Source organism: Paraburkholderia sp. JPY465 (assembly GCF_050436725.1).
GTDB lineage: Bacteria > Pseudomonadota > Gammaproteobacteria > Burkholderiales > Burkholderiaceae > Paraburkholderia > Paraburkholderia youngii.
Map to the genome: position 1 here is coordinate 753,519 of NZ_JBNDMT010000003.1, position 23,051 is coordinate 776,569.

12 protein-coding genes are annotated in these 23,051 nt (G+C 64.0%); 8 read left to right on the plus strand and 4 right to left on the minus strand.

The annotated features are described in order from the left end of the window. Window positions 1–19: 19 nt before the first annotated feature. Window positions 20–1,066: a sugar ABC transporter substrate-binding protein gene (locus QFZ94_RS18120; protein WP_368587194.1), complete on the minus strand. Its 1,047-nt coding sequence runs from the start codon at window positions 1,064–1,066 to the stop codon at window positions 20–22. 276 nt (window positions 1,067–1,342) lie between these two features. Between QFZ94_RS18120 and QFZ94_RS18125 the strand changes: the two genes are divergently transcribed. From QFZ94_RS18125 to QFZ94_RS18140, 4 genes are all read left to right on the plus strand, one after another. Beyond that, window positions 1,343–2,227 carry a MurR/RpiR family transcriptional regulator gene (locus QFZ94_RS18125; RefSeq protein WP_368587193.1) on the plus strand — a complete coding sequence of 295 codons (885 nt, stop codon included), beginning with the start codon at window positions 1,343–1,345 and terminating at the stop codon, window positions 2,225–2,227. Next, window positions 2,220–3,236, plus strand: a complete 1,017-nt coding sequence (iolG, locus tag QFZ94_RS18130) for an inositol 2-dehydrogenase (protein WP_429458589.1) — start codon at window positions 2,220–2,222, stop codon at window positions 3,234–3,236. Before QFZ94_RS18125 ends, iolG begins: the two co-directional genes overlap by 8 nt. Beyond that, the gene (locus QFZ94_RS18135; protein ID WP_429458590.1) at window positions 3,236–4,282 is read left to right on the plus strand and encodes a Gfo/Idh/MocA family oxidoreductase; all 1,047 of its coding nucleotides are present in this window, start codon (window positions 3,236–3,238) and stop codon (window positions 4,280–4,282) included. Before iolG ends, QFZ94_RS18135 begins: the two co-directional genes overlap by 1 nt. 100 nt (window positions 4,283–4,382) lie before the next feature. Beyond that, window positions 4,383–4,610: a sulfurtransferase TusA family protein gene (locus QFZ94_RS18140; protein WP_026225937.1), complete on the plus strand. Its 228-nt coding sequence runs from the start codon at window positions 4,383–4,385 to the stop codon at window positions 4,608–4,610. 98 nt (window positions 4,611–4,708) lie between these two features. Here the strand turns inward: QFZ94_RS18140 and galU are convergent, their stop codons facing one another. Continuing rightward, a complete protein-coding gene (galU, locus tag QFZ94_RS18145) occupies window positions 4,709–5,590 on the minus strand; it encodes a UTP--glucose-1-phosphate uridylyltransferase GalU (protein ID WP_368587190.1) in 882 nt (293 codons plus the stop codon). A 62-nt stretch (window positions 5,591–5,652) separates the two neighbouring features. After that, complete coding sequence (locus QFZ94_RS18150) at window positions 5,653–8,532, minus strand: valine--tRNA ligase (RefSeq protein ID WP_429458592.1); 2,880 nt, start codon at window positions 8,530–8,532, stop codon at window positions 5,653–5,655. A gap of 241 nt (window positions 8,533–8,773) precedes the next feature. Between QFZ94_RS18150 and QFZ94_RS18155 the strand changes: the two genes are divergently transcribed. Further along, window positions 8,774–11,131 (plus strand): UvrD-helicase domain-containing protein, encoded by a 2,358-nt coding sequence (locus QFZ94_RS18155; protein ID WP_410847779.1) that lies wholly within the window; start codon window positions 8,774–8,776, stop codon window positions 11,129–11,131. Continuing rightward, window positions 11,128–11,922 carry a 5'-methylthioadenosine/adenosylhomocysteine nucleosidase gene (locus QFZ94_RS18160; protein WP_429458593.1) on the plus strand — a complete coding sequence of 265 codons (795 nt, stop codon included), beginning with the start codon at window positions 11,128–11,130 and terminating at the stop codon, window positions 11,920–11,922. Before QFZ94_RS18155 ends, QFZ94_RS18160 begins: the two co-directional genes overlap by 4 nt. 12 nt (window positions 11,923–11,934) lie before the next feature. Here the strand turns inward: QFZ94_RS18160 and QFZ94_RS18165 are convergent, their stop codons facing one another. Beyond that, window positions 11,935–14,061 carry a propionate--CoA ligase gene (locus tag QFZ94_RS18165; RefSeq protein WP_429458595.1) on the minus strand — a complete coding sequence of 709 codons (2,127 nt, stop codon included), beginning with the start codon at window positions 14,059–14,061 and terminating at the stop codon, window positions 11,935–11,937. 472 nt (window positions 14,062–14,533) lie between these two features. On the opposite strand from QFZ94_RS18165, the gene QFZ94_RS18170 reads away from it, so the two are divergent. Both QFZ94_RS18170 and QFZ94_RS18175 read left to right on the plus strand, forming a co-directional pair. Continuing rightward, complete coding sequence (locus QFZ94_RS18170; protein ID WP_429458597.1) at window positions 14,534–22,762, plus strand: hemagglutinin repeat-containing protein; 8,229 nt, start codon at window positions 14,534–14,536, stop codon at window positions 22,760–22,762. Beyond that, window positions 22,759–23,028: a hypothetical protein gene (locus QFZ94_RS18175; RefSeq protein WP_410847781.1), complete on the plus strand. Its 270-nt coding sequence runs from the start codon at window positions 22,759–22,761 to the stop codon at window positions 23,026–23,028. Before QFZ94_RS18170 ends, QFZ94_RS18175 begins: the two co-directional genes overlap by 4 nt. The last annotated feature ends 23 nt before the right edge of the window (window positions 23,029–23,051 follow it).

Sequence of the window (23,051 nt, forward strand, 5' to 3'; positions counted from 1 at the left end):
GCGATGCGATGCCGTGCGCTTAGCGGTACTGACCCGCGTACTTCAGCACCTTGTCGACATTTTCCTTGGTGATGAAGCCTGGACCCGAGCCGATATTGCGCGGCCCATACGACGGTGCGAGCCCATAGGTCGCGAGGCGCTCCTTGAACTTCGGATTCGCCTGCAGGACCTCGCGGATCTTCACGGGATCGGTGGTGTTGTTCTTCTTCGCGATCGCCAGCACGGCGACCGGGATATAGCCCTGCAAGTACGGTTGCTGGTCGATCGCGAACTGGATCGTGCCGTCCTGGATGCCCTTCGCGATGTCGCTATCGAAGTCGAAGGTCGCGAACCAGATCTTGCCGGCGAGGCCCATCTGCTGCAGCGCCTTCAAGGTCGGGTCGGCCGATAGCGGACCGAGCGTCAGCACCGCCTGGGTATCCGGATGATTGCGCAGGAACGCGCTGACTTTCGACTGCACGCCGGTCGGGTCCTGGCCCACGTCGAGCGTCGAGGTTTTGAAGTTGGCGCCGATCGCTTCGGCGAAACCGCGGCAGCGTTCGAACGAAGCCGGGTTCGTCGCGTAGTGGTTCACGCACAGGAACGACTTGATGCCGGCGGCCTTGGCCTTTTCGCCGGCGGCTTTGCCGGCCGCGAACTCGGGCTGGCCGACGTGCATGATCGCGCCGAGCTTCGCGCTTTGCTCTTCGGTGCCGGAGTTGATCGTGACGAGCGGAATATGTTTCTCGGTGACCTTCCCGATCGAGCTCTTCAGCACGTCGAAGTCGGCGATCGATACGATCACGCCGTCATAGTTGCGTGCGGCCGCCTGTTCGACGAGACGCGCCATGTCGGCGATGTCGCCGTTCGGCGGGTTGCGGTAGTCGGTCTGAACGTTGAAGTCCTCGTCCGCCTGCTTGATCGCGTTCTTGATCGTGTTCCACCACGAGTCCGAATCCGGCGCGTGGCTGATCAGCACGAAGTGGGCGTCCGCCGCGCGGGCGGCCGAGGCCGCGCCGAATCCCGTCGCCAACGTCAACGCCGTCACCAGAATCCTGAGCGTTGCCTTGCCTCTGCAAAGTCTCATTGTCTCCACCTTTCTCGGTCTGTCGTTCGTTATTGAGGGAGCGCCTGGCGGGTGGCTTGCCATTCCGATGACCCACACAACGAGGCCGAAGCGCCATCGCTCACGACCAAGAGTAGGTCATCTTCCGAGGCCTTGCAAAGAAAATTTCATGACAAATAAAAATGGAAAATACGTTCCATTTGATGGGGCGCCCGCCTATACTCGGCAACGTCGGATGCGCGTTGCGGCGGGCCGCGGGCGCGTCTGTCGCATTGCAGGAAACCCCGAGAGGCAGTCATGGCGGAACAGATCACCGAAGAGGCGTTGCCGAGCGTCGACGAATTGATGCAGCGCATCGCGGATACCTACGAGTCGCTGCCTCGGCAGTTGAAGAGCGTGGCTTCATATATCGAGCAGCATCGCTCGAGCGTGATGATGGATCGCACCAGCGATATCGCCGCGAGCTGCGGTGTGCACCCGTCGGCGGTCGTGCGCTTTGCGCAGCGGTTCGGCTTTTCCGGGTTTTCCGATTTGCAGGCGGTGTTTCGTCAGGCGTATACGGGGCAGGGCGTGTCGTCGTCGAGCTATCAGCAGCGCATCCGCAAGCTGATCGACGAGAAGCCCGGCACGCTGTCGGGTGGCGCGGTCGCGCGCGAGTTTATCGCCGCGTCGCGCGGCGGCCTCGAAGAACTCGAAGCGGGCCTCGACGACAAGCAGTTCGACGCCGCCGTGAAGATGCTGCAGCAGGCCGACAACATCTACGTGATCGGCGTTCGGCGCTCGTTTCCGGTCGCGAGCTACATCGTCTATGCGTTGCAGCACACGCACAAGCGCGTGCATCTGGTGTCCGGCTTCGGCGGCATGTATCGCGAGCAGATCCGCAGCGTCAGGAAGGGCGACGTGGTGATTGCGATCAGCTTCGCGCCGTACGGCAAGGAGACGCAGTACTGTCTGCGCGTCGCGCATCATCATCAGGCGAAGACGCTCGTCATCACGGATAGCCAGCTATCGCCGCTCGCGCGCTACGCGAGCACGCAACTCTACGTGAAAGAGGGCAGCGCGTTCGCGTTCCGCTCGCTGACCAGCACGATCTGCCTGTGCCAGGCGCTGTTCATCGCGCTCGCGTACAAGCTCGAACTGAACGTTGAAGAATCCAACGACACTGGAGGCTACGATGACTGACGCGGTAAGCACGATCGACGTCGCGGTATTCGGCGCGGGACGCATCGGCAAGATCCATGCGGCGAATCTCGCGCGGCAGCCCGGCGTGCGGCTCAAATACGTGGTCGACGTGAATCGCGACGCGGCCGCCGCGCTCGCCGCGCAGCATGGCGCGCAGGTCGCGGATATCGACGGCGCGATCGGCGACGCGTCGATCGGCGCGACCGTGATCTGTTCGAGCACCGACACGCATGCGGACCTGATCGTCCAATCGGCCGCGCAGAACAAGCACGTGTTCTGCGAGAAGCCGGTCGATCTGACGCTGGAGCGCGCGCGGATGTGCGCGCACGCCGTGGAGCGCGCGGGTGTCGTGTGCATGATCGGGTTTCAGCGGCGCTTCGATCCGACGTTTGCCGCATTGAAAGCGCGTCTGGACGCTGGCGAGATCGGCACGCCCGAGATGCTGGTCATCACGAGCCGCGACCCTGGCGCGCCGCCGGTCGACTACATCCGGCGCTCCGGCGGCATCTTCAAGGACATGCTGATTCACGACTTCGACATCTGCCGGTGGATTCTCGACGACGAAGCCGACACGCTGCACGCCACCGGCAGTTGCCTCACCGACCCCGCGATCGCCGACGCGGGCGACGTCGATTCGACCGCGGTGACGATCCGCACGAGGCGCGGCCGCCTGTGCCAGATCAACACCACGCGGCGCGCCGCGTACGGTTACGACCAGCGCTTCGAAGTGCTCGGCAGCACCGGCATGCTGCAAGCGGGCAACATCCGGCCGACCGAAGTCACTGCGTACGCGAAGACGAAAGTATCGACCGACGTGCCCGAGGCGTTCTTTCTCGAACGCTACCGCGCGGCCTACGCGCTAGAAATCGCGCATTTCTTCGACGCGGTCACGCACGGCAAACCGGTGCGCACGACCGTCGCCGATGGCCTGAAAGCGCTCGAACTCGCGGAAGCCGCGACGCGTTCATGGCGCGAGGGGCGTGCGGTCAAACTCGGCGAGGCCGCGTGATGAAGCCCGCCACGGAGCGCTTGCGGATCGGCGTGGTCGGCCTTGGGCGGCTTGGCAAGCGGCATGCGGAGAATCTCGCGTATCGCGTGCCGGGCGCGACGCTCGCGGCCGCGTGCAGTCCGCTCGAAGAGGAACTCGCGTGGGCGCGCGATGCGCTACCCGAGCCGCGTCTTTACGCCGATTACGCGGACTTGCTCGCCGATCCGCAGCTCGATGCGGTATGGCTCGTCACGCCGTCGTCGCTGCATGCGCAGCAGATCGTCGACGCGTTACGCGCCGGCAAGCACGTGTTCTGCGAAAAACCGCTGTCGCTCGATGTCGCCGAATGCGAGCGCGTGCTGGCCGAAGCGGCGCGCTATCCGCATCTGCAAGCGACGATCGGCTTCATGCGCCGCTTCGATCCGAGCTACCGTGACGCGTTCGACAAAATCGCCGCCGGCCAGATCGGCCGGCCGTTCCTCGTGCGCTCGCAGACCACCGATAAAAACGACAACGACGGCTTCTTCGTGCGCTTCGCGGCGAGCTCGGGCGGCATCTTTCTCGACTGCACGGTGCACGACATCGACGTCGCCCGCTGGCTGCTCGGCAAGCCGCGCGCGACACGCGTGTTCGCGGCGGGCACGATCGCGCTGCACGAGGGTCTGCGCGAATTCGGCGACGTCGACAACGGCGTGGCGATCTGCGAATTCGAGGGCGGCAAGCTCGCGATGTTCTACGCGTCGCGCACGCAGGCGCACGGCAACGATACGCATAGCGAAGTCATCGGTACGGCAGGCGCGCTGACGATCGGCCGCAATCCGCGCGCGAACCGCGTCGAGATCTACGACTCGACCGGTATTCGCAACGAGTGCACGCCGAATTTTTTCGACCGCTTCGAGGACGCGTTTCTGCACGAGGCACGCGCATTCGTCGCATCGGTGCAAAAAGGGCCGGGGAAGGGCGATGCGGAACAGAGCGGCGCGACGCTCGCCGATGCGCTCGAAGCGACGCGTATCGGCGTCGCGCTGCGCGAGTCGCTGCAAAGCGGCAGGGCGGTGACGCTGTAGCGGTGCGCTGTCCGGCGCCGCCGCGCCGCCTGCTGTAAAATTTGACCCTCTGTCCGGCGTCGTTAGCGACGCCTCGTCCCGAAGGTCATCGTCGATGCAAATTCAGATTCACAAGGAAGTCGATGCGCGCGGGCTCATGTGCCCGCTGCCCATCCTGCGCGCCAAAAAAGCGCTCGCCGACATGGAAAGCGGCCAGATTCTCAAGGTGCTCGCCACCGATCCCGGCTCGCAGCGCGATTTCGCCGCGTTCGCGAAGCAGACCGGCAACGAGATCGTCGAAAGCTCGGCGCATGACAAGGTGTTTACGTTTCTGATGCGGCGCCGTTGAGCAGCATTCGGTAAATCTGTCCGTCCGATGTAAAAAAGAAGGCGCTGTCCCCATTATTCGGGGTACAGCGCCTTCTTCGTTTCGTCCTGACCTTGGCGTCAGCCTTCGAGGACCGGCGAGCGGGTACGCAGATATTCTTCGAAATCGGACGCCACTTCCGGGTGACGCAGCGCGAACTCGACGGTCGCCTTCAGGTAGCCGAGCTTGCTGCCGCAGTCGAAACGCGTGCCGTGATACTTGTACGCGAGCACCTGTTCATCGGCGAGCAGCGACTGGATCGCGTCCGTCAGTTGCAATTCGCCGCCCGCGCCCGGTTTGATCGAGCGCAGGTGATCGAAGATGCGCGGCTTCAGCACATATCGGCCGACCACGCCGAGGTTCGACGGCGCCACGCTCGGCTCCGGCTTTTCGATGATGCCCGACATCTTGATGATCGAATCTTCCCATTCCTTGCCATCGACGATGCCGTACGACTTCGTGTCTTCCGGGGGGATCTCTTCGACGCCGATCACCGAGCTGTGATAGTGATCGAACACCTCGATCATCTGCGTCATCACGGGCGGCGTGCCGTACAACAGGTCGTCCGCGAGAATCACGGCAAACGGGTTGTCGCCGACCAGCTTCTCGGCGCACAGCACCGCGTGGCCGAGGCCTAGTGCTTCGGCCTGGCGCACGTAGAAGCAGTCGACGTGGCTCGGCTTGATGCTACGCACGAGTTCGAGCAGCTTGTCCTTGCCGCGTGCTTCGAGTTCGGCCTCGATCTCATAGGACTTGTCGAAATGGTCTTCGATCGCGCGCTTGCTGCGGCCCGTGACGAAGATCATTTCGGTGATGCCGGCCGCCATGGCCTCCTCGACCGCGTACTGAATCAGCGGCTTGTCGACGATCGGCAACATCTCCTTCGGGCTAGCCTTCGTGGCGGGGAGGAAGCGGGTGCCAAGACCTGCTACCGGAAAAACCGCCTTCGTAACTTTTAGCATGTGAATACCCTGAGTCCTCTGGTTAAATCCATGCCCGCCGTTGAGGACGGCGGGCGCGTCGATCAGGCCGGCAAGCGAGCCAGTTGGGCCTTCAGCTTGCCGACGGTGGCTTCGAAATCGGCCAGCCGCTTCTGCTCCTGTTCCACGACCGCGGCCGGCGCCTTCGCGACGAAGGCCTGATTCTGCAGCTTACCGTTGCATTTCACGATTTCGGCGCTCAACCGGGTGATCTCTTTCGACAGGCGTTCGCGTTCGACCGCCGCATCGATTTCGACCTTCAAAACGAGCTTGTCCGTTCCTACGATAGCAATCGGCGCGCCATCCGCCTGGGCATCGAGCGCCGCCTCGTCGGCAATGATCTGCACCTCGGACAGACGCGCAAGCGCCTGAGCATAAGGCGCGAACGTACGAAGACGCTCCGCGTTGCCGGTGGCGAGCAACGGCACCTTCACCGCCGGCGACAAGTTCATTTCGCCGCGCAGATTGCGGCATGCATCGATCACCGCTTTGAGGTCGTTCGCCCACTGCTCGGCGTCTTCGTCGAGCTTCGACGGCTCCGCGATGGGGTACTGCTGCACCATGATGGACGCCTCGCCCTCGGCCTTGCCTTCCGGGTAGCGTCCCGCGAGCGGCGCCACTTTCTGCCACAGCGCTTCGGTGATGAACGGGATCACCGGATGCGCGAGGCGCAGCACCGTTTCGAGCACACGCAAAAGCGTGCGACGCGTGGCTCGCTGCTGGTTCGGCTGCCCGGTCTGGATCTGCACCTTGGCGAGCTCGACGTACCAGTCACAATATTCGTCCCAGACGAACCTGTATATGGCGTTGGCCACATTATCAAAACGATAGTCCGAAAAGCCCTTGGCGACTTCCGCTTCCACGCGCTGCAGCTGCGACACGATCCAGCGGTCGGCCTGCGAGAAATGCAGATGGCCTTCTGGCCCGCATTCGCCACATTGCGCCGGTTGGCCGAAACCGCAGTCATGGCCTTCGCAGTTCATCAGCACGAAGCGCGTGGCGTTCCACAGCTTGTTGCAGAAGTTGCGATAGCCTTCACAGCGGGCGAGGTCGAAATTGACGTTGCGGCCGAGCGTGGCCATCGACGCCATCGTGAAGCGCAGCGCGTCGGTGCCGAACGCCGGAATACCGTCCGGAAACTCCTTGCGGGTCTTCTTCTCGATCGACGCGGCCTGCTTCGGGTTCATCAGGCCGGTGGTGCGTTTCGCGACGAGCGCGTCGAGGTCGATGCCATCGACGATATCGATCGGGTCGAGCGTGTTGCCCTTGCTCTTGGACATCTTCTGGCCTTCGGCGTCGCGCACGAGGCCGTGCACGTAGACCGTGTCGAACGGCACTTTGCCGGTGAAGTGCGTGGTCATCATGACCATGCGCGCGACCCAGAAGAAGATGATGTCGAAGCCGGTGACGAGCACCGACGACGGCATGAAGTGCTTCAGTTCTTCCGTTTCGTTCGGCCAGCCGAGCGACGAGAACGGCACCAGAGCCGACGAGAACCACGTGTCGAGCACGTCTTCGTCGCGCTTCAGCGCGCCCGTGTAGCCGGCCGCGACGGCCTTCGCGCGCGCGTCCTCTTCAGTCTTGGCGACGAACACTTCGCCGTTCTCGCCGTACCACGCCGGAATCTGATGACCCCACCACAACTGACGCGAAATGCACCAGTCCTGGATGTTTTCGAGCCACTGGTAGTACGTGGTGGTCCAGTTCTCCGGCACGAATTTGATCTGGCCGTTGCGCACGACGTCGAGCGCGGTCTCGGCGATCGACTTGCCCGGATTGAACGTGCCTTCGGGCGCCGGCTTGCTCATCGCGACGAACCACTGGTCGGTCAGCATCGGCTCGATCACGACGCCGGTGCGGTCGCCGCGCGGCACCATCAGCTTGTGCGGCTTGACCGATTCGAGCGCGCCGAGCGCTTCGAGATCGGTGACCACCAGCTTGCGGGCTTCGAAACGGTCGAGGCCGCGGTATTTTTCGGGCGCGTTGTCGTTGATTCTCGCGTCGAGCGTGAGGATTTCGATCTGCGGCAGCTTGTGGCGTAGGCCGACCTGATAGTCGTTGAAATCGTGCGCGGGCGTGACCTTGACGACGCCGGTGCCGAATTCGCGGTCGACGTAATCGTCGGCGATGATCGGCACTTCGCGGTTCGACAGCGGCAGCGTGACGGTCTTGCCGATCAGGTGCGCGTAGCGCTCGTCTTCCGGGTGCACCATCACGGCGGTGTCGCCGAGCATGGTTTCCGGGCGGGTGGTGGCGACGGTCAGATGGCCCGAGCCGTCGGTCAACGGATAGTGGATGTGCCACAGGTGGCCGTTCTCTTCTTCGCTGACCACTTCGAGGTCGGACACGGCGGTGAGCAGCACCGGGTCCCAGTTCACGAGGCGCTTGCCGCGATAGATCAGACCCTGTTCATACAGACGCACGAACACGTCGCGCACGGCGGCCGACATCTTGTCGTCCATCGTGAAGTATTCGCGCGACCAGTCGATCGACGCGCCGAGCCGGCGCACCTGATTCGTGATGGTCGAGCCGGACTGCTGCTTCCACTCCCACACGCGTTCGACGAATTTTTCGCGGCCGAGGTCGTGGCGCGACACGCCCTGCGCGTCGAGCTGACGTTCGACGACGATCTGCGTGGCGATGCCCGCGTGGTCGGTACCCGGCACCCACAGCGTGTTTTCGCCGAGCATGCGGTGATAGCGGGTGAGACCGTCCATGATGGTCTGGTTGAACGCGTGGCCCATGTGCAGCGTGCCCGTGACGTTCGGCGGCGGCAGCTGGATCGAGAAATCCTTGCGGTTCGGGTCGAAGGAGGGCGCGGCGTAGGCGCGCTTTTCCCATTCAGGGCCCCAGTGGGCTTCGATGGTGTGGGGTTCGAAGCTTTTTGCAAGCGTCGAGGTCGGGTCGCTCGGGGTGTCGCTCATGTTTCTGGTTAAAAGCAGGATTTTGGAGGCGGAGAATGGTTGATTATAGCTAACGAGGGGTTTTGCCTTGCCGGCGGCTTGGTTTGTCGTTGTTCTGGGTTCTTTGGCCTTTCCTTGCTTTGTTATTGGTCTATTAGACCGACAAGCCAGCAAGGAAAGGCCAAAGAGCCAGAACAACGACAAAAAAGCGCCGCCCCCACCGGGGCATATAATGTCCCCCGAACTGCGCTCCGCGAAAAAAATGCCCGACCTCCTCTCCAATCTGAACCCCGAACAACACGCCGCCGTAACGCTCCCGAACGAGCCCGCCCTGATCCTGGCGGGCGCCGGCAGCGGCAAAACCCGCGTCCTGATCACCCGCATCGCGTGGCTGATCCAGCAAGGCCTCGCGTCCCCCGCGACCGTCCTCGCGGTGACCTTCACCAACAAAGCCGCCCGCGAAATGATGGCGCGCCTCTCGGCGCTCTTGCCGATCGACACGCGCGGCATGTGGATCGGCACGTTCCACGGCCTGTGCAACCGGATGCTGCGCGCGCATCACCGCGACGCCGGGCTGCCCGCCACGTTCCAGATTCTCGATACCGCGGACCAGCTGTCGGCGATCAAGCGCCTGATGAAGGGCCTCAACATCGACGACGAAAAGTACCCGGCGAAAAACCTCCAGTACTTCATCAACAACGCGAAAGAGCAGGGCCTGCGCCCCAAAGACGTCGACGCCACCGACAACTTCAACCGCAAGTTCGTCGAGCTCTACGAAGCCTACGATCAGCAATGCCAGCGCGAAGGCGTCGTCGATTTCCCCGAGCTGCTGCTGCGCTGCTACGAGCTGCTCGCGCATAATCCGCCGCTGCGCGCGCATTACCAGGCGCGCTTCAGGCACATCCTCGTCGACGAGTTTCAGGACACCAACAAGCTGCAATACGCGTGGCTCAAGCTGCTCGCGGGCCAGCACAACGCGATCTTCGCGGTCGGTGACGACGACCAGTCGATCTATGCGTTCCGCGGCGCGAACGTCGGCAACATGCGCGACTTCGAGCACGAGTTCAACGTGCGCAATCTGATCAAGCTCGAGCAGAACTATCGCTCGCACGGCCATATTCTCGATGCGGCGAACCAGCTGATCGCGAACAACTCGCGCCGGCTCGGCAAGAATCTGCGCACCGACGCAGGCCACGGCGAACCGGTGCGCGTCTACGAATCGGCGACCGATTCGCAGGAGGCCGGCTGGATCGTCGAAGAGATCCGCGCGCTCATCAACAACGGCCTGTCGCGCAGCGAGATCGCGGTGCTCTACCGCAGCAACGCGCAGTCGCGCACGATCGAGCACACGCTCGTCAATGCGGGCATCGCGTACCGCGTGTACGGCGGCCTGCGCTTTTTCGAGCGTCAGGAAGTCAAGCACGCGCTCGCGTACCTTCGCCTGATCGACAACCCGAACGACGACACCGCGTTCGGCCGCGTCGTCAATTTCCCGACCCGCGGCATCGGCGCGCGTTCGATCGAACAGCTCGCCGACGCGGCGCGTCTGTACAACTGCTCGATGGCCGCGGCGATTCCGTACGTCGCTGGCAAGGCGGGCTCGAGTCTCGCCGCGTTCGCGAACCTGGTCGGCAAGATGCGCGCCGACACGCAGCAGATGAGCCTGCCGGAGACCGTCGAGTACGTGGTCCGCGCGAGCGGTCTCGCCGACTTCTATCAGAACGAGCGCGAAGGCCAGGAACGGCTCGAGAACTTGCAGGAACTCGTCAACGCGGCCGCCGCGTTCGTCAGCGAGGAAGGCTACGGGCTCGATACGCCTGCGCGTTCGATCCCGCTGCGCCCGGGCGCCAGCGCCGCGCCCGAACTCGCGGTCGCGACCGACGATCCGAACACGGTGGTTCTCGACGCCCCGGGCATCGCCGATCCCGCGCAAAACCCCGACACGATGACGCCGCTCGCGGGCTTCCTGTCGCACGCGTCGCTCGAAGCGGGCGACAACCAGGCGCAGGCCGGCCAGGAAGCGGTGCAACTGATGACGGTGCACGCGGCAAAAGGGCTCGAATTCACCGCGGTGTTCATCACCGGTCTCGAAGAAGGGCTGTTCCCGCACGAGAACAGCGCGATGGAGGCGGACGGCCTCGAAGAAGAGCGGCGCCTGATGTATGTCGCGATCACGCGCGCGAAGGAGCGGCTGTATCTGTCGTTCGCGCAGAGCCGGATGCTGCACGGTCAGACCCGCTACAACATCCGCTCGCGTTTCTTCGACGAATTGCCGCAGGAAACGCTGAAGTGGCTCACGCCGAAGGTCGAGGCGGGCTCGCGCTGGGGCGGTCGCTCGGACAACGCCGGCTACGGGCGCGACTGGTTTGCGCGGCCGGGCTACGGCGGCGGTTCGGCGGCCGCGGTGACTTCTGCGCCGGCGCCGGCCTTCGCGAACGAGCAACGCGCGGCCGAAACGGGCTTCCGCGTCGGCCAGCAGGTGTTCCACACGAAGTTCGGCGAAGGCACGATCACCGCGCTCGAAGGCAACGGCGCCGACGCGAAAGCGCAGGTCCGCTTCAAGCGGCACGGCGAAAAGTGGCTGGCGCTGGCGGTGGCAAAATTGCAGGCGGTCGAATGAGCACGCCCTTGAACCTCAGCCATGGTGCGCGCCGACCGCTCGGCATTCTGGCCGCGTTGCCGCAGGAACTCGGCGACCTGATCGAAGCGATGCGCGCCGAGTCCGGCGTGCGCACGGTCAAGTACGGCCAGCGTGACTACCACGTCGGCACCGTGCACGGCAAGCCGTGTGTCGTCACGCTCGCGCGCGTCGGCAAGGTCGCGGCGGCCGCGACGGTCAGCGCGCTGATTCACGCGTTCGATGTCGAAGCCGTGGTGTTCACCGGTGTCGCGGGTGGGGTCGGGGTCGATGTGCATGTCGGCGATATCGTCGTCGCGAGCACGCTGATGCAGCACGATCTCGACGCGTCGCCGCTGTTTCCGCGCTTCGAGGTGCCGCTGCTCGGCATGTCGCGCTTTGCCGCCGATGCGGCGCTCGCCGATCGTCTCACGCTCGCATGCGAGCAGTTCGTCGCCGAAGAAGGCGCGGCCTGCGCCGCCCGGTTCGGCACGCGCGAGCCGCGCGTGCATCGCGGCTTGATCGTCAGCGGCGATCAGTTCGTCGCGAGCGCGGCGGCCGTCGCGGCTTTGCGCAACGCGCTGCCCGACGCGCTCGCGGTCGAGATGGAGGGCGCGGCGATCGCGCAGGTCTGCTACGAGTACGGCGTGCTGTGCGCGGTCGTGCGCACGATTTCCGATACGGCCGACGATCACGCCCCCGGATCGTTCATGTCGTTTCTGACCGGCATCGCGGGCACGTATTCGAACGCGATCCTCGCGCGCTTTTTGGGCACGCGGCACGCCGCGGGCTGAGCGCCCGCCGATTCATTTCTTCGTGCCGTCGCCGAGCGCGTCGCGCACCTGCTGTAGCGCGGCCGGATCTTCGATCGTCGGCAGATCTCCGGGCTCGCGTCCCTCGGCGAGCGCCGCGATAGCGCGGCGCAATAGCTTGCCGGAGCGCGTCTTCGGCAGCATCGATACCATCACCACGCGCGCGGGCCGCGCAATCGAGCCGAGATGGCGGTCGACCGTCATCGTCAGCTCGGCGGCGAGCCGCGCGCGCTCGCTCGGGTCGCCTTCGCTTTGCGCGCCGCGCAGCACGACGAAGGCCATCGCCGCCTGACCCTTTACCGGATCGGTCACGCCGACCACCGCGACTTCCGCGACGGCCGCATGGCTCGACAGCGCCTCCTCGATCTCGCGCGTGCCGAGCCGATGGCCCGCGACGTTGATCACGTCGTCGGTGCGGCCGAGGATCGTCACGTAGCCGTCCTCGTCCTGCACGCCCCAGTCGAACGTCGAATAGACCTGCTGGTTCGGCACGCTCGACCAGTAGGTGCCGACGAAGCGCTTGTCGTCGCCCCACACCGTCGACATGCAGCCCGGCGGCAGCGGATAGTCGAGCGTCAGCACGCCTTTCTCGCCGGGCGCGCACGGCTCGCCGGTCAGCTCGTCGCGCACGGTCAGGCTATAGCCGACCGACGGTACGCCCGGCGAGCCGAGCTTGGTCGGCAGTACCTCGATGCCGCGCGGAATCGCGAGCATCGGCCAGCCGGTTTCGGTCTGCCAGTAGTTGTCGATCACCGGCTTGTTCAGCGCGGTCGAGATCCATTCGGCGGTCGGTTCGTCGAGCGGTTCGCCGGCGAGAAACAGCGTGCGCAGGCTCGACAGATCGGCTGCCTTCATCAGCGCCGGGTCCTGCTTCTTCAGCACGCGAATCGCCGTCGGCGCGGTGAACATCAGGTTGATCTTGTGCTGTTCGACGAGGCGCCACCAGATGCCGCCGTCCGGGCGAATCGGCGTGCCTTCGTACATCACCGTGGTCAGCCCCGCGATCAGCGGCGCGTACACGATGTAGCTGTGGCCGACCACCCAGCCGACGTCGGACGCGGTGAACATCGTGTCGCCGGCCTTGCCCTCGAAGATGTATTCCATCGATGCCGCGAGCGCGACCGCATAGCCGCCCACATCGCGCTGCACGCCCTTCGGCTTGCCGGTCGTGCCCGACGTGTAAAGCACGTACGACGGCTCGTTCGATTCGAGCCATTCGCACGGCACGTGGGCGTCGAAGAACTGTTCGCGCAGCGGCTCGTAGGCGACGAGGTAGGGCGCGTTCAGGCGCTCGGGCGCGAGCTGCCGGTCGATCAGCAGCACGTGCGGTGTCTTGTGCTTCGCGCGCGACAGCGCTTCGTCGACGAGCGGCGTGTAGTCGACCACTTTGCCGCCGCGCGCGCCGGCGTCGGCGGTCACGATCAGCACCGGCTTCGCGTCGTCGATCCGCGCGGCGAGGTTCGGCGCCGCGAAGCCGCCGAACACGACCGAGTGGATCGCGCCCAGCCGCGCGCAGGCGAGCATCGCGAACAGTGCCTCGGGGATCATCGGCAGATAGATCAGCACGACGTCGCCGCGCTTCACGCCGAGCGAACGCATGACCGCGGCCATGCGGTTGATTTCGGCGTACAGCTCGGCGTAAGTGTACTGCCGCTCGATGCCGGTTTCGGTCGATACGTAGACCAGCGCGTTTTGCTGTGCGCGCTCGGCCAGATGTCGGTCGACCGCGTTATGACAGAGGTTTGTGCGGCCGCCGACGAACCAGCGCGCGAATGGCGGCTTCGAGCGGTCGAGCACGGTGCCGAATGGCGTGTGCCAGTGAATGCGCTGGGCTTCTTCGCGCCAGAAGGCTTCGGGGTGTTCGATCGAGCGGCGGTGGAAATCGCGGTAGCGGGTCATCGGCGGCGATCCTCGTGCGGCGGGAGTGGACGGGGGTGGACGCAAATTGTGCGCCTGGTGCGGCGCGGCGGGATGCACCATTGGCATTGTGCGCCGGAAATTGCTTGGATGCGGGACGGTTTTCTTTCGTTGGTCTGGCTTCTTTGGCCTTTTCTTGTTGTGTTGTCGGTCAATTAGCGTTGCCCGTGTGCGGGGCATTTGCATGCATCGCATAGCTGACATTTCTGGAACATCGTAGCCAGGAATCGCCTACAGGGCAGAACTTGCACGTGTATTCCCATGAGTGCGCGGTCTGAGCGGCCATCTGCCCGATCCTGTCCCGGTATCCGGGAGATAGCCCGGCATGCCCGCCCGCCTGTCGATGCGGTGCAGTATGAACGCCTCGCACTGGCCGCTTCCCATCTTTGCGAACGGCAAGGGCAGCAACTTGACCTTGAGCGCTCTCGCGACGAGGCACTAACGGGTTGATCCGTGACGGCAAAGGCGGGCCGATGCCGCCTCTCCGTCTGCGTTGCAGTAAAACCGATAGTCAGTTGACGGATATTCGAATCCACATACTTCCGAAAAAACGTCCATCAGACCGATCCGATTTTCGAAAATCTGTTGTCATCGCGCATTCATTAACATTGCCTGACAGATCTGAAAAGCAGGTTGGCCTATCTTCGGAAGATAGCCAAAAAAAGCGTCACGCAAAATGAATAAGAACATTTTCCGGCTGGTATTCAGCCGCTGTCGGGGCATGCTCGTTGCCGTCGCAGAAACAGCCGTCTCCCATGGCCGGACCGGTGACGGCGAAACCCGCGCGCCTTGCACTCCGGTTTCCATCATGCAGTTCGCGATGCGCCACGTGGCCTTTGCCGTGCTGGTACTCGCCGGATTCGCTCCCGCTCTGTCGGACGCGCAGATCGTCCCCAATGGCGCGAACGGGCCGAACGTGATCAGTACGGCGAACGGATTACCACAGGTGAACGTGAACCGGCCCTCTGGGAGTGGTGGCGTATCACTGAATACCTATTCGCAATTTGACGTCTCACGTTCAGGCGCGATTCTGAACAATTCACCCGTGATGACGGGCACCCAGCAGGCCGGGCAGATCAACGGCAACCCGAACTTCGGGGCGAACCAGGCTGCGCGCATCATCGTGAACCAGGTCAACAGCAGCGCGGCGAGTCAGATCAACGGCATGCTCGAAGTGGCAGGACAACGCGCAGAGGTGGTGATCGCCAACGGTTCCGGCATTTCGGTGAACGGCGGCGGGTTTCTGAATACCTCGCGCGCCATCCTGACGACAGGCACGCCGAACTTTGCCCCGGATGGTTCGCTCACCGGTTTCAATGTGACGCGCGGCAACATCACCGTGCAGGGAGCGGGACTCGACGGCTCGACCGTGGATCAGGTTGACCTGCTGGCCCGAGCGGTGCAGGTCAATGCGGAGGCGTACGCCGGGAAAAACCTGAATGTTATCGCCGGTGCAAACCAGATCGGTCACGACTCACTGGCGTTCACGCCGATTGCAGGCGACGGACCCGCACCGGCCGTCTCGATCGATGTGAGCCAGCTGGGCGGCATGTACAGCGGGCGTATTTTTCTGGCGAGCAACGAGTACGGTGTAGGTGTTTCGAACCAGGGCGTAATCGCCGCGCAGACGGGCGACCTGACGCTGCAATCGAACGGCCTGCTGTCCCTCACCGGCAAGACCAGCGCGAACGGCAATCTTGCCGCCACCGCTGGCGATATCCAGAACAGCGGCACAACCTACGCGCAGCAAAGCGCGACGCTTTCGGCCAGCGGTACGGTCACGAACAGCGGCATGGTGGCCGCGCAGCAGAATACTTCGCTGAACGCTGACTCGGTGAGTTCGACCGGCACGCTTGCGGCGGGCGTGAACGGCGAAGGCTCGCTCGCGCAGACGGGCGACCTGAATATCAGCGCATCCGGCGCGGTGACGGCAACCGGCCGCAATGTGGCGGGCGGCAATGCGAGCGTGAGCGGCGCGGCGGTCAATCTCGCGGGCGCGACCAATTCGGCGAATGGCGCGCTTTCACTCGCTGCGAACAACGGTGACCTGAACCTGTCGGGTGCGACCACGACGGCGGGCGGCACGCTCGACGCTCGCGCGGCGGGCACACTCACGAACGACAGCGGCGCAATGTCGTCGGGCGGCGCACAGACCATCACGGCTGGTGCACTCTCGAACCGCAACGGCCAGATCGTTTCGGGTGGTCCGCTGACGGCTAGCGTGATAGGAGCTGTGTCGAACGCGGGCGGCACGATGCAGGCGGCGGGGGCGCTAACGGCGAACGCAGGCAGCCTCGACAATACGGCAGGCCACATCGCCTCACTCAATGGCGATGGCCTGAGCGTCTTTACGGCGGGCCTGCTGAACAACGGCGCGGGCGGCACCATCGGCGGCAACGGGAGCGTGACCGCGCAGGCCGGGCAACTTGCCAACGCGGGTTCGATCATGGCAGTGCAGTCGCTGATCGCCAGCGCTGTGCAGACGCTATTCAACGGCGGCATCCTGGCCGCCAACGGCAACACGACCGTCTCGGCGGGCACGGTGCTGACCAGTTCCGGCACGATCGCGGCCGGTCAGGTGGTGAGCGCGAGCGCCACGACAATCGACAACAGCGCGGGCGCGATCAGCGCGAACCAGATCGCGCTGCACGGAACGAATCTCGTCAACCACGGCGGCACGATCACGCAAACCGGAACCGGCGCGACGACGCTCGACGTGACCGGAACGCTCGACAACTCGGCAGGCGGCACACTCCAGACCAACAGCACGGACCTCACCCTTGCACCGGCCGCGCTCGACAACGATGGCGGCACGATTACGCATGCGGGTACCGGCACGCTGACGATTGCGCCGGGTAACGGAGCCGGGTCAATCTCGAACGTTGACGGAACGATCACCACTGCCGGTCAGATCGCGGCGCAGGCCGGGAGCCTGAACAACGCGACGGGCGTGTTCGCCGCGCGGGGAAATATCGCGGCGAGCATCGCTGGCAATATCAACAATACGCAGGGCGCGATGCGCTCGCTCGCGTCCCTCTCGCTCGCCAGTGGCGGCGCGCTGACGAATACGAACGGACAGATCCAGTCGGGCACGGGCGCGGCGGGCGATGCGAGCACGCTCGGCGTTCAGGCTGCGTCGATCGACAATACGAACGGTCTCATCAGCAACCTCGGCACGGGCGATGCGACCGTGCAGGGTGGCAGCCAGATCGTCAACAGTGGCGGTGTCATGACGGGTAACGGTCATGTGGCCGTCGACACGTCATCGCTCTCCAATACCCAGGGTGGTCAACTGAGCGGCGCGAGCCTCGCGGTTCAGGCGGCTACCGTCGACAACAGCGGCGGCAGGATCGGCAGTTTTGCGGGCTCGACCGGCGACGTTGCCATCACGACGACCGGCGCGGTGACGAACGCGAACGGCCAGATTGGCGCGACGCATGATCTGTCCGTGAATGCCGCGACGCTGACGGGCGGTGGTACGTACAGCGCGGCTTATGACGTGGCAGTGAGCGTTCAGGGCGATTTCGCGCCGACGCCCGATGTGCATTTCAACGCCGGTCATGACCTGTCCTTTACCCTGCCGGGCACGTTCAGCAATCGCGCGCTGGTTGAGGCGACGAACAACCTGAACGTCCATGCCGCCGATGTGCAGAACAGCGGCGTCATGATGGCGGGCGGCACGCTCGCGACGCATTCGAACACGCTGGAGAATACGGGCGCGATGGTCGGCGGCAGCGTCTCGCTGAACGCGACGCAATCGATCACGAACGTCGGGCCGACCGCGCTGATCGGTGCGACGGACAGTAACGGAACGCTCGAACTGCTCGCACCCGATATCGAGAACCGCGACGACACCACGACGACCGACACGCAGGCGACCACCGCGATATACGGTCTTGGCAAGGTGGTGCTGGCGGGTGGAAAAAACGCGGACGGCAGTTATACCAGCGCGAACCTGATCCGCAACCAGTCGGCGCTGATCGAGTCGGCCGGCAACATGGAACTGCACACCGCTCAGGTGACGAACACGCGCACGACGATGACCACGACGGGTCTTAACCAGTCGGTCGATCCGGCCCTGCTCGCGCAGCTCGGCATCAGCCTGTCGGGCTGCACGGCGGTCGACATGGCCGCCTGCTCCGGTCAGGACATAGGCTGGGCCATCTCCCAGCCGGATAACCCGGCATTCCTGACCATGATTGGCGGTGTGTACACGATCCCGCCGCACGGCGGCCAGTGGAATAGCGGCTACCAGTACACGACTTACACGGGCGTGGCGGTGGCGAACCTGATCGCCTCCATCAGCCCGCAGGCGCAGATCATGGCGGGCGGCAACCTGGATGCGTCGAAAGTGGGGCTATTCCAGAACTACTGGAGCGCGGTCGCGGCCGTCGGCAACATCGCCGCGCCCGTGACGCTCGACCAGAATAGCTGGCGCGGGCAACTTGCGCCCGGCGTGCAGGTAACCTATTCAGGCCAGTATCACTACAACAATTACGACAACACCGAACACAACTGGCAGTTGCCGTTCGGCAACGCGACGTTCGTGACCTCCAATCCAGGCGGCTACCAGGTCGCGCCGGCTGACATCCGCACCTACGCGCTGCCGAGCTACGAATCGACGTTTGTCGCGGGCAGCACGCTTTCCGGCACGGGCGTGAACATCGATAACACGGCGGGCAATGCAGGCATCCCATCGCCCGGTCTTGCCCCCGGCCAGTCGCGGGGCGGCGTGACTGTCGGCGCAGTCAGCGGCGGCGGCCTCGTCAATCCGGTCATCGCCAGTGCGACGGCGCAGAACGTGCTGCAAAACCTCTCGATTCCCCAGGGCGGGCTGTTCAGCCCCGCCACCTCACCGGGTGCAACCTACCTGATCGAGACCAACCCGGCGTTCACGAACCAGAAGTCATTCATACCGAGCGACTACTACCTGCAACAGCTTGGCCTGAATCCGCAGACGACGGGAAAGCGCCTGGGCGACGGATTCTACGAACAGCAACTGGTCCGGAACCAGATTACGTCGCTCACTGGCAACGCGGTACTCGGCCCGTACACCGACCTTCAGTCGATGTATCAGGCGCTGCTCGACGCGGGCGCGTCACTGTCGAAGTCGCTCGATCTGCCGCTCGGCATGAGCCTGTCGGCTGAACAGGTGGCCGCGCTCACGAGCAACGTCATCATCATGCAGACCGAGACCGTCAGCGGGCAACCGGTACTCGTGCCCGTCGTCTATCTCGCGAAGGCCAGCCAGCAGGACATGAACGGGCCGTTGATTGCGGCGACCGACATCGACCTTCAGAACACGCAGACGTTCACGAATAGCGGCACGATGCAGGCAGGCAATACGCTGTCGATCCAGGGCCAGCAGATCGACAACGCGTTCGGCAAGCTGCAAAGCGGCGGCCTGATGTCGCTGGCGACCACGGGCAATGTGGACCTGACCTCGGCCACGGTGAATGCGAGCAGCCTCGCGCTGAACGCGGGCGGCGACCTGTCGCTGAACACGGCGGTGAAGACCGTCGATCAGGTCAGCGCGACGGGAGCGACACGCAGCACGACCGCGCTTGGCCCGATTGCGAACCTCAACGTCAAGGGCGACGCGGCGATTGTGACGGGGGGCAACCTTGAGCAGAACGGCGGCAACCTGAACGTGGGCGGCAACCTCGGCATGGCCGTGGGCGGCAACTACGATCTCGGCTCGGTGCAGACCGGCGAGCATAAGGTGGTCGCGGGCGCGAACGGCGTGTCGAATACCGACTTCAACCAGACGACAGGCAGTTCGATTAACGTAGGCGGCGTCTCGCAGATCGGCGTGGGCGGCAACCTGACCGCGACGGGCGCTGATATCAACCTGGGCGGTGGCGGGACGGTTGCGGCGAACGGCGACGTCACGCTCCAGGCGGCGAAGGCGACCTCGACCGTCGACAGCAGCAGTTCCGGTAGCGATAGCCACGTCAGCTATTCAGCGTCGCAGCATACCTCAGCCGATGCCCTGACAGGGACGACGCTCCATGCCGGAGATTCACTGACCGTCGCATCGGGCCACGATCTCAACCTCATCGGCAGCACGATCAGTCTCGACCAGGGGGCGGCGACGCTGGCGGCAGCGAACAACGTGAATATCGGCGCGGCCACCGCAACCCATGTCGACAATTCGCAGGAGCAGCACAGCCACAGCACTATCGTGAGCGGCAAGGAAGTCGCGAGTTCGAGCAACACCACCGCCACGCTCTCGCAGGGCAGCCTGGTTTCCGCAGACGCCGTGACCATCGCCAGCGGTAACGACATCAATGTGAAAGGCAGCACGATTGTCGGCACGAACGATGTCGCGTTCAGTGCTGCGCATGACGTGAATATCACGACGACGCAGGACATCATGCAGTCGTCCAGCAGTTACCAGGAGAAGCGCACGGGCCTGGGAACAAGCGGCCTGAGCGTGACGGTCGGCACCAACAAGCTCGCGACGACCAGTGAGGCATCGGGTGTCACGAACAACGCGAGCACGGTCGGCTCGCTGAACGGCGATCTGTCGATCCAGGCGGGCAACACCCTGCACGTCACGGGCAGCGACCTTGTCGCAGGTGGGAACCTCGCTGGCACGGCGGCGAACGTCATCATCGACGCGGCCACCGATACCTCGCACCAGGCGCAGACGCAGAAGACCAGCAGCAGCGGCCTCACGATTGGTCTGGCGGGTTCGGTCGGCGATGCGATCAACAACGCGTATTCGGAAAGTCAGGCCGCGAAGAATTCGGCCAGCACGGGTAACGACCGTGCGGCTGCGCTGCACAGCATCGCGGCGGCTGGTGACGTGGCCCTGACCGGTCTGACGTCTGCGGGAGTGACAGCGGACGGCAAGCCAGATATCGGTATCAAGGTCAGCATCGGATCGAGCAAAAGCGAAAGCCAGTCGTCGGAAGATCAGACGATGCAGCGTGGCTCCAGCGTGCAGGCAGGCGGCACGGCGGGATTCGTGGCAACGAACGGCGACCTGACTATCGCCGGATCGAACGTCAGCGCTAACGATGTCATTCTGGCCGCGAAAAACCACGTGAACGTCATCAACACGACCGACACCGATTCGACGCGCAGCTCGAACAGTTCCAGCAGCGCAAGCGTTGGCGTGCAGTACACGCTGGGCGGCGGCTTTGGTGTCTCGGCTGCGATGTCGAACGCGCATGGCGATGCGAACAGTGACGCGTCGATCCAGAATGCTTCGCATGTGAACGGCGCGAACAGCGTCACGGTGATATCGGGCGGCGACACGAACGTGATCGGCTCGCAGATCAACGGCAAGCAGATCGCGGCTGACGTCGGCGGCAACCTGAATATCGTGAGTGTGCAGGACGTGACGAACAGCGCCGCGCACCAGAGCAGCACGGGCGGCGGGTTCACGATCAGCCAGGGCGGCGGCAGCGCCAGCTTCAGCGCGCAGAACGGCCATGCCGATTCGAACTACGCGGGCGTCAACGAACAGGCTGGCATCAATGCGGGAGATGGCGGGTTCAACATCAACGTCAAGGGCAACACGGACCTGACGGGCGGCGTGATATCGAGCACGGCCGACGCGTCGCAGAACAGCCTGACGACCGGCACGCTCACGTTCAGCGATATCCGGAACCAGTCGCACTACAGCGCCAACAGCAACGGGATCAGCGCGGGCGTGGGCATAGGCAACACAGGCAAGGCGACGGGTCCGGGTTCGGTGAGTGGCACACCGGGCGTTACGCCGATGATCTCGCAGAACGAAAGCGGCGACGAGAGCGCAACGACGCGCAGCGCGATCAGCGCGGGCACGATCAACGTGACGAACAGCGCCGGCCAGACTCAGGACGTGGCGAACCTGTCGCGCGACACGACGAATACGAACGGCACAGTTGCGAATACGCCGGACGTGAACGCTATCCTGTCGCAGCAGGCCGACACGATGCAGGCCGCGCAGGCGGCGGGTCAGGCGGTGTCGCAAGGTATCGGCGCGTACGCGGACATGAAGCGCGACGAAGCGGCGGCAGCCTACAAGGCCGCGTCCGATCGCGGCGACAGCGAAGGCATGGCCGCAGCAGCGGCTGACTACAACAACTGGAAGGAAGGCGGCGATTCGCGCGCCGGACTGCACGTTGCGGGCGGTGCGCTGATTGGTGGGCTCGGTGGCGGTAGCGCGTTCAGTACGATTGGCGGTGCTGCTGGCGCGGGCGTGGCGTCGAAGATGGCCGGTTCGCTGAACGATATCTCGAAGGGTGTAGCGTCAGCGACGGGATCGGACCTGATCGGCAATCTCGCGGCCAACATCGCCGCGGGCGTAGCTGGCGCTGCGGTCGGCGGTACAGCGGGCGCGGCGATGGCGTCGAACGTGCAACTGTACAACCAGTCGATGGATGATGAACGTGCATTGACGGGCGACCCTGGTAAGAAATCGCCGTCCCTGTTCTCCCTCGCACTGCAAGGCATTGCGAACGGCCTGAGTGCGATCATTGGCATGGGTGGTGGCGTGCCGCCCGCTGCTAGTCCGGGGATGGTGCTGGCGAATGGCGCGGGACAGGTGCTGAACGCTGTCCCCGGTCTGCCGGGGTATGTGTCCGATAATGCAACGCTGAACGATGGCGGCGACGCTGCCAAAAGTCCGAGTACACCCACAGGAATGAACGGTAGTCCGATGAATGTGCCGCGCGGCACAAACGCGCCAACAACTATCAACGGGTTGGACTACTCAGGTCATTCGATAGATCAAATGCAAGGTCGAGGTGTTCCGCCCTCGGCGGTGAAGAACACGATCGAGAACGGTGTCACCTATCCTACCCGAGAGGGAACGACAGGATACTATGATGCAGCGAACAACCTTAGAGTTGTTACGAACTCTAAAACAGGATTGGTTGTAACAGTAATCCCCGGAGCACCTGGAAAATGAAAAAGACCTTCGTTGGCCTTGATTTGGACGTGAAGAGAATCCTACTTAACGAATGGGATCCAATTGGGATTGCTGACTTTCAGGAAGCAGACGACGAATACGACTCATATGTTCCGTACGTTAGTCGGATGCTACGAGAACACAAGACAGTTGAGGAACTGTACACCTATCTCCGGTGGATTGAAGTTGAGCGCATTTGTCTTGACGGTGATGAGGCACACACGCGAAACATCGCAAACCAGCTGATGGATTTATCTAAGGGCTAAGTTCAACGTACAAGGGACTGCTG